The sequence below is a fragment of the Pseudomonas carassii genome (assembly GCF_036324045.1).
GTDB lineage: Bacteria > Pseudomonadota > Gammaproteobacteria > Pseudomonadales > Pseudomonadaceae > Aquipseudomonas > Aquipseudomonas peradeniyensis.
The window spans coordinates 9,905-24,974 of the sequence record NZ_JAZDCT010000010.1; the positions used below are offsets into that span (position 1 = coordinate 9,905).

13 protein-coding genes and 1 other RNA gene are annotated in these 15,070 nt (G+C 65.3%); all 14 read right to left on the reverse strand.

Annotated features, from left to right (window positions below; translation table 11 throughout):
- Positions 1–6: 6 nt before the first annotated feature.
- Positions 7–963, reverse strand: coding sequence for a D-alanine--D-alanine ligase (locus V0R62_RS09600; RefSeq protein ID WP_050703852.1), 957 nt, complete (start codon positions 961–963; stop codon positions 7–9).
- Positions 960–2,408 carry a UDP-N-acetylmuramate--L-alanine ligase gene (murC, locus tag V0R62_RS09605; protein WP_186713255.1) on the reverse strand — a complete coding sequence of 483 codons (1,449 nt, stop codon included), beginning with the start codon at positions 2,406–2,408 and terminating at the stop codon, positions 960–962. The genes V0R62_RS09600 and murC overlap by 4 nt, the downstream gene beginning before the upstream one ends.
- On the reverse strand, positions 2,401–3,480 hold the full coding sequence (gene murG / locus V0R62_RS09610) for an undecaprenyldiphospho-muramoylpentapeptide beta-N-acetylglucosaminyltransferase (RefSeq protein WP_330103563.1): 1,080 nt from the start codon (positions 3,478–3,480) through the stop codon (positions 2,401–2,403). Before murG ends, murC begins: the two co-directional genes overlap by 8 nt.
- Positions 3,470–4,684 (reverse strand): putative lipid II flippase FtsW, encoded by a 1,215-nt coding sequence (gene ftsW / locus V0R62_RS09615; RefSeq protein ID WP_408005652.1) that lies wholly within the window; start codon positions 4,682–4,684, stop codon positions 3,470–3,472. The genes murG and ftsW overlap by 11 nt, the downstream gene beginning before the upstream one ends.
- Positions 4,681–6,027 carry a UDP-N-acetylmuramoyl-L-alanine--D-glutamate ligase gene (murD, locus tag V0R62_RS09620; protein ID WP_330103564.1) on the reverse strand — a complete coding sequence of 449 codons (1,347 nt, stop codon included), beginning with the start codon at positions 6,025–6,027 and terminating at the stop codon, positions 4,681–4,683. The genes ftsW and murD overlap by 4 nt, the downstream gene beginning before the upstream one ends.
- Positions 6,028–6,033: 6 nt before the next feature.
- Positions 6,034–7,116 carry a phospho-N-acetylmuramoyl-pentapeptide-transferase gene (gene mraY / locus V0R62_RS09625; protein WP_330103565.1) on the reverse strand — a complete coding sequence of 361 codons (1,083 nt, stop codon included), beginning with the start codon at positions 7,114–7,116 and terminating at the stop codon, positions 6,034–6,036.
- Positions 7,116–8,483: a UDP-N-acetylmuramoyl-tripeptide--D-alanyl-D-alanine ligase gene (locus tag V0R62_RS09630; RefSeq protein WP_330103566.1), complete on the reverse strand. Its 1,368-nt coding sequence runs from the start codon at positions 8,481–8,483 to the stop codon at positions 7,116–7,118. The genes mraY and V0R62_RS09630 overlap by 1 nt, the downstream gene beginning before the upstream one ends.
- Positions 8,476–9,939 carry a UDP-N-acetylmuramoyl-L-alanyl-D-glutamate--2,6-diaminopimelate ligase gene (locus V0R62_RS09635; protein WP_330103567.1) on the reverse strand — a complete coding sequence of 488 codons (1,464 nt, stop codon included), beginning with the start codon at positions 9,937–9,939 and terminating at the stop codon, positions 8,476–8,478. The genes V0R62_RS09630 and V0R62_RS09635 overlap by 8 nt, the downstream gene beginning before the upstream one ends.
- The gene (locus V0R62_RS09640) at positions 9,939–11,666 is read right to left on the reverse strand and encodes a peptidoglycan D,D-transpeptidase FtsI family protein (protein WP_162232950.1); all 1,728 of its coding nucleotides are present in this window, start codon (positions 11,664–11,666) and stop codon (positions 9,939–9,941) included. The genes V0R62_RS09635 and V0R62_RS09640 overlap by 1 nt, the downstream gene beginning before the upstream one ends.
- Positions 11,666–11,959 (reverse strand): cell division protein FtsL, encoded by a 294-nt coding sequence (ftsL, locus tag V0R62_RS09645; protein ID WP_028689746.1) that lies wholly within the window; start codon positions 11,957–11,959, stop codon positions 11,666–11,668. The genes V0R62_RS09640 and ftsL overlap by 1 nt, the downstream gene beginning before the upstream one ends.
- A complete protein-coding gene (gene rsmH, locus V0R62_RS09650; protein WP_408005654.1) occupies positions 11,956–12,903 on the reverse strand; it encodes a 16S rRNA (cytosine(1402)-N(4))-methyltransferase RsmH in 948 nt (315 codons plus the stop codon). The genes ftsL and rsmH overlap by 4 nt, the downstream gene beginning before the upstream one ends.
- Positions 12,900–13,355 (reverse strand): division/cell wall cluster transcriptional repressor MraZ, encoded by a 456-nt coding sequence (gene mraZ, locus V0R62_RS09655; protein ID WP_011535546.1) that lies wholly within the window; start codon positions 13,353–13,355, stop codon positions 12,900–12,902. Before mraZ ends, rsmH begins: the two co-directional genes overlap by 4 nt.
- A 309-nt stretch (positions 13,356–13,664) precedes the next feature.
- Positions 13,665–14,024: RNase P RNA component class A (gene rnpB / locus V0R62_RS09660), an RNA gene on the reverse strand.
- 67 nt (positions 14,025–14,091) lie between these two features.
- A complete protein-coding gene (rsmI, locus tag V0R62_RS09665) occupies positions 14,092–14,967 on the reverse strand; it encodes a 16S rRNA (cytidine(1402)-2'-O)-methyltransferase (RefSeq protein ID WP_330103568.1) in 876 nt (291 codons plus the stop codon).
- Positions 14,968–15,070: the final 103 nt, after the last annotated feature.

Here is a 15,070-nt window from a genome sequence, read left to right on the forward strand (position 1 = left end):
GGCTGGTTAACCTCGCTTCGCTACGCTGTCGGCCAGGATCGCCAGCACCAGCTGCTGGAAGTCCAGACCGGCGGCGCGGGCCGCCATGGGCACCAGGCTATGGTCGGTCATGCCCGGTGCGGTGTTGACCTCGAGCAGCCAGAATCGGCCCTGCTCGTCCTGCATCACGTCCAGACGGCCCCAGCCCTCGATGCCAACGGCATCGCAGGCGCGCGCGGTCAGGTCGATCAGCTCTTGCTCCTTGGCACTGTCCAGGCCACACGGGATGCGGTACTGGGTGTCATTGGCGATGTACTTGGCGTCGTAGTCGTAGAACACATGCGGGGTGCCAAGCGCGATCGGCGGCAGTACCTGGCCACGCAGCACGGCGACGGTGAACTCCGGACCGTGGATCCACTGCTCGACCAGTACCTGCGAATCGTATTTGGCGGCGTCTTTCCAGGCGGCAACCAGCTCTTGCTCGCTGTTCACCTTGGCCATGCCGATGCTCGAACCTTCATGGGCAGGTTTGACGATCAACGGGAAGCCCAGTTCCGCACTGGCGGCAACACAATCCTGCTCGCTGCCCAGCACCGCGTGACGCGGGGTCGGGATGCCCAGGCTCTGCCACACCTGCTTGGTGCGCAGCTTGTCCATGGCCAGCGCCGAGGCAAGGATGCCGCTGCCGGTGTAGGGAATCCCCAGGCACTCGAGCAGGCCCTGCATGCTGCCGTCCTCGCCGCCACGGCCGTGGAGGATGATGAAGGCGCGGTCGATCTTCTCGCGCTGCAGGCGATCCAGCAGGTCGTCACCGACATCGATGGCGACGACGTCGACACCGGCGCTGGTCAGCGCCTCGATCACGGCCTTGCCCGACTTGAGCGAAACCTCGCGCTCGGCGCTCTTGCCACCGTACAACACGGCGACGCGGCCGAAGGCCTTGACGTCGAGGGTGGAATGCAGCGTGTCGTAGGCGCTGGTCATTTCGACTTCTCCTGCTTGGCGCCAGCGAACAGCGGGCTTTTCATCAGTTGCGGGGCCAGGCCGCCGACATCACCGGCACCCTGGCAGATCAGGATGTCGCCAGCGCGCAGCAGCGGCTTGACCAGCGGCGCGAGCTCGGCGCCGCGTTCGATGTAGATCGGGTCGAGCTTGCCGCGCTGGCGGATGCTGTGGCACAGCTGGCGGCTGTCGGCGCCGGGGATCGGCTCTTCGCCGGCCGGGTAGACCTCCATCAGCAGCAGTACGTTGGCATCACCCAGCACTTGCACGAAATCGTCGTACAGGTCGCGGGTACGGCTGTAGCGGTGCGGCTGGTAGACGATCACCAGGCGACGGCTCGGCCAGCCGCCACGCACGGCCTTGATCACCGCGGCGACTTCGGTCGGGTGGTGGCCGTAGTCGTCGACCAGCATCACGCTGCCGCCGTCGACCGGCAGCTCGCCGTACACCTGGAAGCGCCGACCGACGCCCTGGAAGCCCGACAGGCCCTGGACGATGGCCTCGTCACTGATGCCTTCGTCGGTGGCGATGGCGATGGTGGCCAGAGCGTTGAGCACGTTGTGGTTGCCCGGCATGTTTACCGACACCTCGAGCGGCTCGCAGTCGCGGCGCAGCACGGTGAAGTGGGTCTGCATGCCCTGCTGGCGCACGTTGATGGCGCGGATGTCGGCCTCTTCGCTGAAGCCGTAGGTCACGGTCGGACGCTTGACCTGCGGCAGGATCTCGCGCACCACCGGGTCGTCCAGGCACATCACCGCCAGCCCGTAGAACGGCAGGTTGTGCAGGAACTCGACGAAGGTCTTCTTCAGCTTGTTGAAGTCGCCCTCGTAGGTGGCCATGTGGTCGGCGTCGATATTGGTGACCACGGCGACCATCGGCTGCAGGTGCAGGAAGCTGGCGTCGCTCTCGTCGGCCTCGGCGATCAGGTAGCGGCTGGTGCCCAACTGCGCGTTGGTGCCGGCCGCGGTCAGGCGACCGCCGATGACGAAAGTCGGGTCCAGGCCACCGGCGGCGAACACCGAGGCCAGCAGGCTGGTGGTGGTAGTCTTGCCGTGGGTGCCGGCCACCGCCACACCGTGGCGATAGCGCATCAGCTCGGCGAGCATCTCGGCGCGCGGCACCACGGGAATACGCCGCTCCAGCGCGGTGGCGACTTCCGGGTTGGCCGGGTTGATCGCGCTGGACACCACCAGCACATCGGCGTTGGCGGCGTTCTCGGCGCGGTGGCCGACGAAGATCTGCGCGCCGAACGACTGCAGGCGCTCGGTCACCGGCGACTCTTTCAGGTCGGAACCGGACACTTCATAGCCCAGGTTCAACAGCACTTCGGCGATGCCGCACATGCCCACGCCGCCGATACCGACGAAGTGGATGCGGCGAATACGGCCCATTTTCGGGTGGGGCATGGCTTTCTGGCTCTCAACCATTGGCCACCTCCAGGCAGATATCGACCACGGTGCTGGTTGCGCCAGGTTTGGCCAGGCGGCGGGCGGTGCCGGCCATGGCGTTGAGTTTCTCGGGTTGCATCAGCACCTCGTTCAGGCGTTCAGCGAGCTGCGCTGCGCCAGTAGTCGCTTGTGGCATCAGGAAGGCGGCGCCTTCGCGAGCCAGGTATTGGGCGTTGTGGGTCTGGTGGTCGTCGATGGCATGGGGCAAGGGCACCAGCATCGAGGGCAGGCCCGCCGCCGCGAGTTCGCTGACGGTCAGGGCGCCGGCCCGGCACACCACCATATCGGCCCAGCCATAGGCATGGGCCATGTCCTTGATGAACGGTTCGACCTGGGCCTCGACACCCGCCTCGTGATAACGCTCGGCGGTGACGGGGGCGTGGTTTTTCCCGGCCTGGTGGAACACCTCGGGGCGCAGGTTTTCCGGCACTTCGGACAGGGCCTTAGGCAACAATTTGTTCAATGGTTCCGCACCCAGGCTGCCGCCCATGACCAGCAGGCGCGCACGGCGCTCGGCCAGGGGCGCGCGCGCCGCGTCCATGAACAGCTCCGGGCGCACCGGATTGCCGGTGGTGCGCAGCTTGTCGCTGGCGGCGAAGGTGTCCGGGAAGGCTTCGCAGACACGCGCGGCCAACGGCAGCAGCAGGCGGTTGGTAGTGCCGGCGCGGGCATTCTGCTCGTGGATCACCAGCGGCACCCCGCACAACCGGGCGGCAACACCGCCGGGGCCGGTCACATAGCCACCGAAGCCGACCACGCAGACCGGCTTGAGCTCACGCACGATGCGCCGCGCCTGCAGCACGGCTTTGACCAGGGTGAACGGCGCCTTGAGCAGCGACAGCTTGCCCTTGCCGCGCAGGCCGGTGACCTGGATCAGGTGCAGCGGCAGGCCGGCCTGGGGTACCAGTTCGTTCTCGATGCCACGCGGGGTTCCCAGCCAGTGCACCTTGTAGCCACGGGCCTGGAACTCGCGGGCGCAGGCCAGGGCCGGGAACACGTGGCCCCCGGTACCGCCAGCCATGATCAGGATGTTCTTGCCGTCAGCGGCCATGACTGGTCTCCTCGGCAAAATCGCTCTCCTTGAATTCGTGTTCCTCGCTGCCCAGGTGCGTGCGGCTCTCCCACTCGATCCGCAGCAACAGCCCCACGCAGGCGCAGCAGATCACCAGCGAGCTGCCGCCGTAGCTGAGGAACGGCAGGGTCAGACCCTTGGTCGGCAGCAAGCCGACGTTCACGCCGATGTTGATCAGAAACTGGCCGATCCACAGGAACGACAGGCCAAAGGCCATGTAGGCGGCAAAGAACTGCTTGGCCTTCTCGGCCCACAGGCCGATGTACAGCGCGCGCACGGTAATGAAGACGAACAGCGCGATGGTCAGCAGCGAGCCGATCACGCCGAGCTCTTCGGCCAGCACCGAGAACACGAAGTCGGTATGCGCCTCGGGCAGGTAGAACTGCTTCTGCACGCTGTTGCCCAGGCCCACGCCCAGCCACTCGCCGCGGCCGAAGGCGATCAGCGCCTGGGTCAGCTGGTAGCCGGAACCGAACTGGTCGGACCAGGGGTCGGTGAAGGTGATCAGTCGCGCCATGCGGTACGGCTGGGCCTGGACCAGCACCACCACCGAAATGACCGCCAGTACCACCATCAGCGAGAAGCGGAACAACCCCACCCCGCCAAGGAACAACATGGCCGCCGCGGCGCCCATCATCACCACTGTGGCGCCGAAGTCCGGCTCCATCAGCAGCAGGCCGGCCATCGGCAGCAGCACGATGAACGGTTTGAAGAAGCCCATCCAGCTCTCGCGCACCTCAGTCTGCCGGCGCACCAAGTAGCCAGCGAGGTAGATGACCACGAAGACCTTGGCGATCTCCGACGGCTGCACGTTGAAGAAGCTGAAGCCGATCCAGCGCATCGAGCCGTTCACCTCGCGGCCGATGCCCGGCACCAGCACCAGCACCAGCAGGCCGAAGGCACCGATCAGCATGAGGAAGCCCATGCGCTGCCAAGTGGCGATCGGCACCAGCATGGTCATCAGCCCGGCGCCCAGGCCGAGGGTGACGTACACCAGGTGGCGGATCATGTGGTACAGCGGGTTGCCCGACTGCACCGCGGCCACTTCCGAGGAGGCCGAGGTGATCATCACCAGGCCCAGGCCGAGCAGCGCCAGGCAGCCGGCCAGCAGCGGGAAGTCGAGGTCGATGCCACGGCCGCTGATCAGCGGCGACGGGTACGGCTTGAGGATGCCGAAGATCATGCCAGCCCCTCCGCCGCCTGGGCGAACAGGCGCCCGCGTTCTTCGAAGTTCTTGAACATGTCCAGGCTGGCGCAGGCAGGTGACAGCAGGACCGCGTCACCCGGCTGGGCCAGTTCGGCGCAACGCTGCACGGCTTCGTCGAGGGTCTTGACCCGGACTTGCGCCACGGCATCGCCCAAGGTTTCAGCCAGACGCTCGGCGTCACGACCAAGCAGAACCACGGCACGGCAGTGTTGAGCCACCGGCTCGCGCAGGGCGTCGAAGTCGGCGCCCTTGCCATCGCCACCGGCGATCAGCACCAGCTTGCCTTCGATATCGGCACCCAGGCCTTCGATGGCGGCCAGGGCGGCACCGACGTTGGTGGCCTTGGAGTCGTCGTACCAGTTCACCCCGTTGCGCTCGCGCACCCACTGGCAGCGATGGGCCAGGCCCTTGAATTCACGCAGCGCCTCGAGCATCGGCTCGAAGGGCAGGCCGGCGGCATGGCCGAGGGCCAGCGCGGCCAGGGCGTTGCTCTGGTTGTGGGCACCACGGATCTTCAGCTCACGCACCGGCATGAGGGTCTGGAATTCGAACGCCAGGTACTTCTCGCCCTCGACCTCGCGCAGGCCAAAGGCCTTGAAGTCCGGCGCGTTGAGACCGAAGCTCCAGCTCGGCCGGCCTTCGACCGGCAACGGACGGCTCAGGGCATCCTGGCGGTTCACCACCACCTGGCGGGCACCGCGGAAGATCCGGTGCTTGGCCAGGTGATAGGCCGGCAGGCCGCTGTAGCGGTCCATGTGGTCTTCGCTGATGTTCAGCACGGTGGCCACTTCGGCGTTGAGCTGGTCGGTGGTCTCCAGCTGGAAGCTCGACAGCTCCAGCACGTACAGCTCGACGTCGTCGGCCAGCAGGTCGAGGGCCGGGGTGCCGAGGTTGCCGCCGACCGCCACACGTTTGCCTGCCTTGGCGGCCATCTCGCCGACCAGGGTGGTGACGGTGCTCTTGGCGTTGGAGCCGCTGATGGCAACGATCGGTGCCTTGGCATGGCGGGCGAACAGTTCGATGTCGCCGGACAACTTCACGCCCCGCGCGGCGGCCTGCTGCAGGGCAGGCGTGGCCAGGGCCAGGCCGGGGCTCACGTAGAGCTCGTTGGCCCGGCACAGGAAGTCCACGTCCAGCTCGCCACAGCGCACTTCCACCTGCGGGTATTCACGGCGCAGGGTGTCCAGTTCCGGCGGTTGCTCGCGGGTGTCGGCGACCGCAAAGGCAATGCCCCGGTTCGCCAGGAAGCGAACCAGGGACATGCCGCTCTTGCCGAGGCCGACAACGATGCGGAATTGGTCGGAAGCGATCAGTGACACGCTCGTTTACCTCAGTTTCAGGGTGGCAAGGCCAATCAGCACCAGAATCACTGTGATGATCCAGAAGCGGACGATCACCCGTGGCTCGGGCCAACCCTTGAGTTCAAAGTGGTGGTGGATAGGCGCCATGCGGAACACGCGCTTGCCGGTGAGCTTGAACGAAGCCACCTGGATGACCACCGACAGGGTTTCCATCACGAACACGCCGCCCATGATGAACAGGACGATTTCCTGACGGACGATCACCGCGATGGTGCCCAGGGCCGCACCCAGCGCCAGGGCGCCGACGTCGCCCATGAACACCTGGGCCGGATAGGTGTTGAACCACAGGAAGCCCAGGCCGGCGCCGATCAGCGCGCCGCAGAACACGATCAGCTCGCCCGCGCCCGGCACGTAAGGGATCAGCAGGTATTCGGCGAACTTCACGTTACCCGACAGGTAGCAGAAGATGCCCAGGGCACCGCCGACCATCACCGTCGGCATGATCGCCAGGCCATCGAGGCCGTCGGTCAGGTTGACCGCGTTGCTCGAACCGACGATGACGAAATAGGTCAGCACGATGAACCCGGCGCCCAGCGGAATCGCCAGGTCCTTGAACATCGGGATGATCAGCGTGGTCTCGACGCTGGTCGGCGCGGTCTTGTACAGGAAGATCGCCGCGGCCAGGCCGAACACCGACTGCCAGAAATACTTCCAGCGGCTTGGCAGGCCGCGGGAGTTCTTCTCGATCACCTTGCGGTAGTCATCGACCCAGCCGATGGCGCCGAACGCCAGGGTGACAATCAGGACCACCCATACGTAGCGGTTGCTCAGGTCGGCCCACAGCAGGGTGCTGATGGCGATGGCCGACAGGATCAGCGCGCCGCCCATGGTCGGGGTGCCGGACTTGGACAGGTGCGATTGCGGGCCGTCGTTGCGCACGGCCTGACCGATCTGGCGGATCTGCAGGGTACGGATCATCCACGGGCCCAACCACAGGGCCAGGGACAACGCGGTCAGCACACCCAGGATCCCGCGCAGGGTCAGGTACTGGAAGACCGCGAAGCCCTTGTGGAACTGTTGCAGATACTCAGCCAACAGCAGCAGCATTAATGTTTCTCCCCGCTGGCACCACACAGTGCGGCCACGACGTTTTCCATCGCAGCGCTGCGCGAGCCCTTGATCAAGATAGTGGTATCGCTGGTATTCTCGGCGCCAACGGCAGCGATAAGCTCAGCTTGATTAGCGAAATGGCGGCCATTGGCGCCGAACGCCTTGACCGCATGGACCATGTTGGTGCCCACCGCGTACAGCGCATCGACCTTGCCGCGTGCGTAGTCACCCACCTGGCGGTGGCCTTCCTCGGCCCATTGCCCCAGTTCGCCGATATCCCCGAGCACCAGAACGGTGCGTCCGGAAAAGCCGGCGAGTATATCAATGGCGGCGCACATCGAGGTGGGATTTGCGTTGTAGCTGTCGTCGATGACCCGCACGCCGTTCGGCGCGATCTGCGCCACGGTGCGGCCCTTGACCGGCTGCACGGCGGCAAGGCCGGCGGCGATGCCGCTCAGGCTCAGACCAACGGCATGAGCGGCGGCGGCGGCGGCCAGGGCGTTGCTGACGTTGTGGGTGCCGAGCAGGTTCAACTGCACCGGGACGCTGCCAGTCGGACCGTGCAGGGTGAACGACGGGCAGCCACGAGCGTCGCGCCCGATATCACTGGCGTGGAAGTCCGCCTGCGAGTTGTCCAGGGCGAAACTGAAGATCCGGTGAGCGCCCGCCCGTTTGCGCCAGATCTCGAACGCCTTGTCGGCCAGGTTAAGGATGGCCGTGCCGCCCTCGCCCAGGCCTTCGAGGATCTCGCCCTTGGCTTCGACGATCTTCTCCGGGCCACCGAACTCGCCAACGTGGGCGGTACCGGCGTTATTGATGATCACCACCTGCGGCTGGGTCAGGCCAACGGTGTAGCGAATCTCGCCAATACGCGATGCGCCCAGCTCGATCACCGCGGCGCTGTGCTCCGGGGCGATCTCCAGCAGGGTCAGCGGTGCGCCGAGGTCATTGTTCAGGTTGCCCCGGGTGGCATGCACCGGCCCGCGGGTACGCAGGATCGCGGCGAGCATTTCCTTGACCGTGGTCTTGCCGCTGGAGCCGGTGATGGCCACCACCGGCTTGTCGAAGGCGGCACGGTTCAGGGCGCCGAGCTGACCGAGGGCGACGCGGCAGTCGGCGACCAGCAGCTGCGGCAGGTCGACACCGGCGACTTCGCGCTCGACCAGCGCAGCGACCGCGCCCTTGGCTTTCACGTCGGCCAGGTAGTCGTGGCCATCGAAGCGCGGGCCGGTCAGGGCGACGAACAGTTGGCCGGCAGCGACGGTGCGGCTGTCGATGCTCACCCCGGTGAAGCTGGCGTCGGCGCCTGCCAGGCGCGCACTCAGGGCACCGGTCAGTTGGCTGAGAATCATCGGCTTAAGCATGTGGCGCCTCCCAGGCTGCAAGTGCCTTGTCGGCTTCGACCAGGTCGGAGAAATCATGGCGCTGGCCATTGATCTCCTGGTAATCCTCATGACCCTTGCCAGCCAGGACGACCACATCGTCGGCAGCGGCAGTGGCGATCAGGTGGGCGATGGCCTCGCCACGACCGGCGACGAACTCGACGTCGGCGAGGCGGACGAAACCAGGGCGAATATCGTCGAAGATGCGCAGCGGATCTTCGCTACGCGGATTGTCGTCGGTGACCAGCACGCGGTCGGCCAGGCGTTCGGCCACTTCGGCCATCAGCGGACGCTTGCCGCTGTCGCGGTCACCGCCGCAGCCGAACAGGCACAGCAGTTTGCCATGGGCGTGCGGGCGCAGGGCCTCGAGCACTTTCTCCAGGGCATCCGGGGTATGGGCATAGTCGACCACCACCAGCGGCTTGTCACCGCCACCCAGGCGCTGCATGCGGCCGATCGGCCCTTGCAACTGCGGGATGACCTTGAGGATTTCATCCAGCGGATAGTCCAGCGCCAGCAGGGTGGCCACCGCCGCGAGCATGTTGCTCAGGTTGAAACGACCGAGCAGACGGCTGCGCAGGACATGCTCGCCCTGCGGGGTGACGATCACGGCGTGCACGCCATCGTCGCTGAACGTGGCCTGTTTGCAATACAGCGTCGCCTCAGGATCCTGCAGGCTGTAGCTGATCAGGCGCGATGTGGCAGGAGCGTCTGCCAGGCGACGGCCAAAGTCATCATCCAGGTTGACCACCCGGGCACGCAGCCCCGACCACGCGAACAGCTTGGCCTTGGCGGCCTCGTAGGCCTCCATGCTGCCGTGGTAGTCCAGGTGATCACGGGACAGGTTGGTCATCACCGCGATATCGAAATCGAGCGCGGCCACCCGGCCTTGCTCGAGCGCGTGGGACGACACTTCCATGGCCACGGCCTTGGCACCTGCGCTCTTCAGGTCGGCGAGGGTCGACTGTACGGCGATCGGATCGGGCGTGGTCAGGCGGCCGCTCTGCAGCTCGCCGTAGAAGCCGGTGCCGAGGGTGCCGATCAGGCCACAGCGCTTGCCCAAAGCGTCGAGCGCCTGGGCCAGCAATTGGGTCACGCTGGTCTTGCCGTTGGTACCGGTGACGCCGACCAGGTCGAGCTGACGGCTCGGCTCGCCATAGAAGCGCCCGGCGATCTGCGACAACTGGCCAATCAAACCCTTGACCGGAATCAGCGGTGCATCGGTGAGCGGCAGCACGCTGGCGCCCTGCTCTTCATAGGCCACCGCGGCGGCGCCACGGCCCAGGGCATCGGCGATATGCGCGCGACCGTCGACCTTGGCGCCCGGCACGGCCAGGAACAGGTCGCCTGGACGCACGGCGCGGCTGTCCAGGGTCAGCTCGCGGATCAACGGATCGCGGCTGGCATGGGCGAACAGTTTGCTCAATGGCATCGTCATCAACCTCGCCCTCCCTTGGCGGGTACTGCGCTGGCTTGCTGCGTCGAAGGCGGCAGGTTGTCCGGCGGTACATTCATCAGGCGCAAGGTGCCCGACATTACTTTGCTGAATACGGGGGCCGAGACCAGGCCGCCGAAGTAGCCGCCCTTGCTCGGCTCGTCGATGACCACGACGATGGCGTAGCGCGGGTCGCTCATCGGGCCGAAGCCGGCAAACAGCGAACGGTAGGCGTTCTCGGTGTAGCCCTTGGAGCCGACGGTGGCCTTGCGCGCGGTACCCGACTTGCCACCCACGTGATAGAACGGCACCTGGGCGCGGAACACCCCGCGCGGCGCCTCGATCACCTGCTGCAGCATGGCCTGCACGGTTTCGGCGGTTTCCTTGGGGATCGCCTGCACGGCTTCCGGCGCCTTGTCGACCTTGAGAATCGACAGCGGCACCATCTTGCCGTCGTTGGCCAGCGCGGCGTAGGCATGCACCAGTTGCAGGGCGGTCACCGACACGCCGTAGCCGTACGACAGGGTCGCGGTCTCGGCCTTGCGCCACTCGCGGTGGTTGGGCAGGTTGCCGACGCGCTCACCAGGGAAGCCCAGGCCGGTGTACTGGCCCAGACCGACCTGGGACATCACCCGGTAGATGGCCTCACCACCGATATCGAAGGCGATCTTGCTCATGCCGACGTTGGACGAGTTGATCAGGATGCCAGTCAGGTCGAGGATCGGGCCCTCGCTTCTGGACACGTCCTTGATGGTATAGCGACCAATTTGCAGGCTGCCCGGATACACCTCGACCTTGTCGGTGGGTTTCCAGCGGCCGCTCTGCAGCGCGGCGCTCATGGAGATCGGCTTGACCGTCGAGCCCGGTTCGAAGACGTCGATGATCGCCCGGTTGCGCATGGCCGCCGGGAACATGCTGCGGCGGTTGTTCGGGTTGTAGGTCGGTTGGTTGACCATGGCCAGGACCTCGCCGGTCTTGACGTCCATGATCACCAGGCTGCCGGCCTTGGCTTCCTGTTCGGCGATGGCGTTGCGCAGTTCGCGGGTGGCCAGGTATTGCAGACGCAGGTCTATCGACAACGCCAAGGTCTTGCCGGCCTTGGCGTTCTTGGTTACCTGGATGTCCTTGATCAGCCGGCCGCGCCGGTCCTTGATCACCTGCCGCTTGCCGGGCACCCCGGCGAGCCACTCGTCGTAGGCCAGCTCGACGCCTTCACGACCATGGTCGTCCAGGTCGGTGAAGCCGACCATGTGCGCGGTGACGTCGCCGGCCGGATAGAAGCGGCGGAACTCTTCCAGGCCGTAGACGCCCGGCACCTTCAGGTCGAGCACGTGCTGGCCCTGCTCCGGGGTCAGGCCACGGACCAGGTAGATGAATTCCTTGCTGGCCTGCTGGGTGAGGCGTTCGGTCAGTTGCTGCGGGTTCTGCCCGAGCGCGGCGGCCAGTTGCGGCCAGCGCTCCTTGGCTGCCTGCATTTCCTTGGGGTTGGCCCACAAGGTGGTGACCGGGGTACTGACCGCCAGCGGCTCACCGTTGCGGTCGGTGATCAGGCCACGGTGCGCGGGAATGGGAATATGGCGCAGGCTGCGGGCATCGCCCTGGCCCTTGAGGAAGTCACGGTCGACCACCTGCAGGTCGATGATGCGCCAGCAGATGGCACCGACCATCAGCGCCAGCAAGCCGATCACCACCCTGAACCGCCAGGGGTAGAGTGCACCCTCGAGCTTCATCATGGCGCCACCATCCGCACTTCGTCAGCGGCGGGTACGCGCATCTTGAGCTGCTCGGAGGCCAGGCTCTCGATACGGCTGGACGCGGTCCAGGTGCTTTGTTCGAGGATCAGTCGCCCCCACTCGGCCTGGGCCTTGTCGCGCTCGCTCAGTTCACCGTACAGGGTGTTGAGCAGTTGGCGGTTCCAGTGGGCGCTATAGGAGACGGCAATGGCCGAAATCAGGACGGCAACGAACAGCAGAAGCATCAGGAAGCTTCCGCCTGGCAAAGGTTTGGCAAACAGCCGGCTCACCGCAACTTCTCCGCCACCCGCATCACGGCGCTGCGCGATCGCGGGTTGGCCTTGAGTTCGGCTTCGGAGGCGAACTGCGCCTTGCCGATGAGCTTGATCTTCGGCTCGAAGGTCTTGTGCTGCACCGGCAGGTTGCGCGGCAGGTTGTCCGCCTCGCCCTTGACCAGCTTGCGCATGAACAGTTTGACGATACGGTCTTCCAGCGAGTGGAAGCTGATCACCGCCAGGCGACCACCCACTTCGAGGGCATCGAGCGCGGCGTCAAGGCCCGTCTCGAGGTCACCCAGTTCGTTGTTGACGTGAATGCGCAGACCCTGGAAGGCGCGGGTTGCCGGGTTCTTGCCCTTTTCCCAGGCCGGGTTGGCGACCTTGAGCACTTCGGCAAGGTCGGCGGTACGGGTGAACGGCTGCTTCTCGCGACGCTCGACCACGGCACGCGCCATGCGCCCGGCGAAACGCTCCTCGCCATACTCCTTGAACACGCGGGCGATTTCCTCGACCGGCGCAGTGGCGATGAACTCGGCGGCGCTGATGCCCTGGTTCGGGTTCATGCGCATGTCCAACGGGCCGTCGTTGAGGAAACTGAAGCCACGCTCGGGGTCATCGAGCTGCGGCGAAGACACGCCCAGGTCAAGCAGGATGCCGCTGACCTTGCCTGCCAGGCCGCGCTCGGCCACCTCGGCGCCCAGCTCGGCAAAGCTGCGCTGCACAATGACAAAGCGGCCGTCTTCGGCCGCCAGCGCTTGCCCGGTGGCAATCGCCTGTGGATCCTTGTCGAACCCCAGCAGCCGCCCTTGCGGCCCGAGCTTGCTGAGGATCAGGCGGCTGTGGCCGCCGCGCCCGAAGGTGCCGTCCAGATAGCAACCGTCGGCGCGCAGGGCCAAGGCCTCGACGGCTTCGTCGAGGAGGACGGTGATGTGGTTGAAGCCGCTATCTATGGTCACAGGATCAGGTCACGCAAATCATCGGGCATGGCGCCCGGTTGTTGAATAGCTGCAAGGTCGGCTGCCGAAACCGCGTTCCAGGCATCCTCATCCCACAGCTGGAATTTGTTCAGCTGCCCCACCAGCATCGCCTTCTTGTCCAGCTTGGCGTACTCACGCAGGCGTGGCGGCACCAGGAAACGCCCGCTGCCATCGAGCTCCAGGTCAACCGCGTTACCGATCAGCAAACGCTGCAGGCGACGGTTTTCCTCACGCAACGACGGCAAGGCGCGCAACTTGGCTTCTATCTGTTCCCACTCATCGAGGGGATAAACACACAAGCAGGGGTCAACGGCGTCGATGGTCACGATCAACTGACCATTGCAACGCGAATCGAGCTCGTCACGGTACCGGCTCGGCATGGCGAGACGGCCCTTGGCATCGAGGCTGACGGCGTTGGCTCCGCGGAACACGGCTGCGATTCCCCACAATGTTAGCTTTTTTGTGTCAGAAAACCCACTTCATCCCACTTTCTGCCACTTGCGCACACTATAGGAATCCGCCCGCCACACCGTCAAGGCACGTTCATAAGGAAATCCCTTACAGGACGGCGATTTAGCTCAACAAAGGAAGGTGGAAGGACTACCAGAGAAGAAAACTGACGGGAAAAATCAAACACACTCAAGTGGATAGAGTGCGAAGTTAAAGTGATTTATTAAGAGTAAGAATTTTTCGGTATTACCAGGACGCATCTGCTATCGATTCAAGCAGGGAAGGAAGGGGTGGAGAGTCGATCTGTAAGCCGGGTTTTGTCGAGGACAGTCATTCCTCTACGACGGCCATCACTGGACGCCTCTAGCAACCTACCCGGTTCCGACGCGGGCCACGCCGTATGGAACCCTATTTGGTCTTGCTCCGAGTGGGGTTTACCTAGCCACGGACTGTTGCCAGCCGCGCGGTGCGCTCTTACCGCACCTTTTCACCCTTACCGGCACCGAAGTGCTTAGGCGGTTGTTTTCTGTGGCACTTTCCGTAGGCTCGCGCCTCCCAGGCGTTACCTGGCACTCTGCCCTATGGAGCCCGGACTTTCCTCCCCCGCCTCTTGCGGAACAAAAGACGGCAGCGACTGTCCGATCGACTCTCCGCCGCCAAGGTTACCGGTAGGCGCGCTCAAGAACAAGCGATGTGACAAACAATGTCATTACGCTATCAATGGGTTTTCTGTTTTTCCAGCGCCAACTGGTAGAGCAGGTTCTTGCGAACACCGGTGATCTCGGCCGCCAAAGCCGCAGCCTTCTTCAACGGCAGCTCGGCCAGCAGCAGGTCAAGCACGCGCTGGGCCTCGGTGCTGATCGCCTGCTCGCCCTCCGGCACGCTCCAGCCAGCCACCAGCACCACGCACTCGCCGCGCTGCTGGTTGCTGTCGCCCTGCACGAACGCGCGCAACTCGGTCAGGGGAAGCCCCTTCAGGGTCTCGAAGGTCTTGGTGATCTCGCGGGCCAATACCGCCGGACGCTCGCCACCGAACACCGCCTCCATGTCCTCCAGGCACTCGAGGATGCGATGCGGCGCCTCATAGAAGATCAGCGTGCGCGGCTCTTCCTTGACCTGCTCCAGGCGCGCCCGACGCCCGGCGGCCTTGGCCGGCAGGAAACCCTCGAAGATGAAGCGGTCCGAGGGCAGTCCCGCCGCCGACAGCGCGGCGATCAGCGCGCAGGCGCCGGGCACCGGCACCACCTGCACCCCGGCGGCGCGCGCCTGGCGCACCAGGTGATAGCCCGGGTCGGAAATCAGCGGCGTGCCGGCATCGGACACCAACGCCACATCGTCGCCGGCCAGCAGGCGAGTGATGAAGCGCCCGCCTTCGTCGCGCTCGTTGTGCTCATGGCAGGCCGCCAGCGGTGTGTCGATGCCGAAGTGTTGCAGCAGGCGCACCGAGTGACGGGTGTCCTCGGCGGCGATCAGGCTCACGTCGGCCAGCACCTTCAGCGCCCGGGCACTCATGTCGTCGAGGTTGCCGATGGGCGTGGCGACGACGTAAAGCTTACCCAACGTGGATTTCGAAACCCCTGCAACATCAGTCACTGCGCACACCTGCTTTCCGGATCAAAGGTCGCATTGTAGCCCGAGCACCGGTAACAGGGCGCAAAGAACTTCACCCCCGGCGCAGCCGGCGGCCACCTATAGT

Excerpts from the sequence above, each read along its gene's own strand:
- V0R62_RS09600 (WP_050703852.1), bottom strand. The coding sequence starts at position 963 with ATGACCAGCGCCTACGACACGCTGCATTCCACCCTCGACGTCAAGGCC.
- murC (WP_186713255.1), bottom strand. The coding sequence starts at position 2,408 with ATGGTTGAGAGCCAGAAAGCCATGCCCCACCCGAAAATGGGCCGTATT.
- murG (WP_330103563.1), bottom strand. The coding sequence starts at position 3,480 with ATGGCCGCTGACGGCAAGAACATCCTGATCATGGCTGGCGGTACCGGG.
- ftsW (WP_408005652.1), bottom strand. The coding sequence starts at position 4,684 with ATGATCTTCGGCATCCTCAAGCCGTACCCGTCGCCGCTGATCAGCGGC.
- mraY (WP_330103565.1), bottom strand. The coding sequence starts at position 7,116 with ATGCTGCTGCTGTTGGCTGAGTATCTGCAACAGTTCCACAAGGGCTTC.
- V0R62_RS09630 (WP_330103566.1), bottom strand. The coding sequence starts at position 8,483 with ATGCTTAAGCCGATGATTCTCAGCCAACTGACCGGTGCCCTGAGTGCG.
- V0R62_RS09635 (WP_330103567.1), bottom strand. The coding sequence starts at position 9,939 with ATGACGATGCCATTGAGCAAACTGTTCGCCCATGCCAGCCGCGATCCG.
- V0R62_RS09640 (WP_162232950.1), bottom strand. The coding sequence starts at position 11,666 with ATGAAGCTCGAGGGTGCACTCTACCCCTGGCGGTTCAGGGTGGTGATC.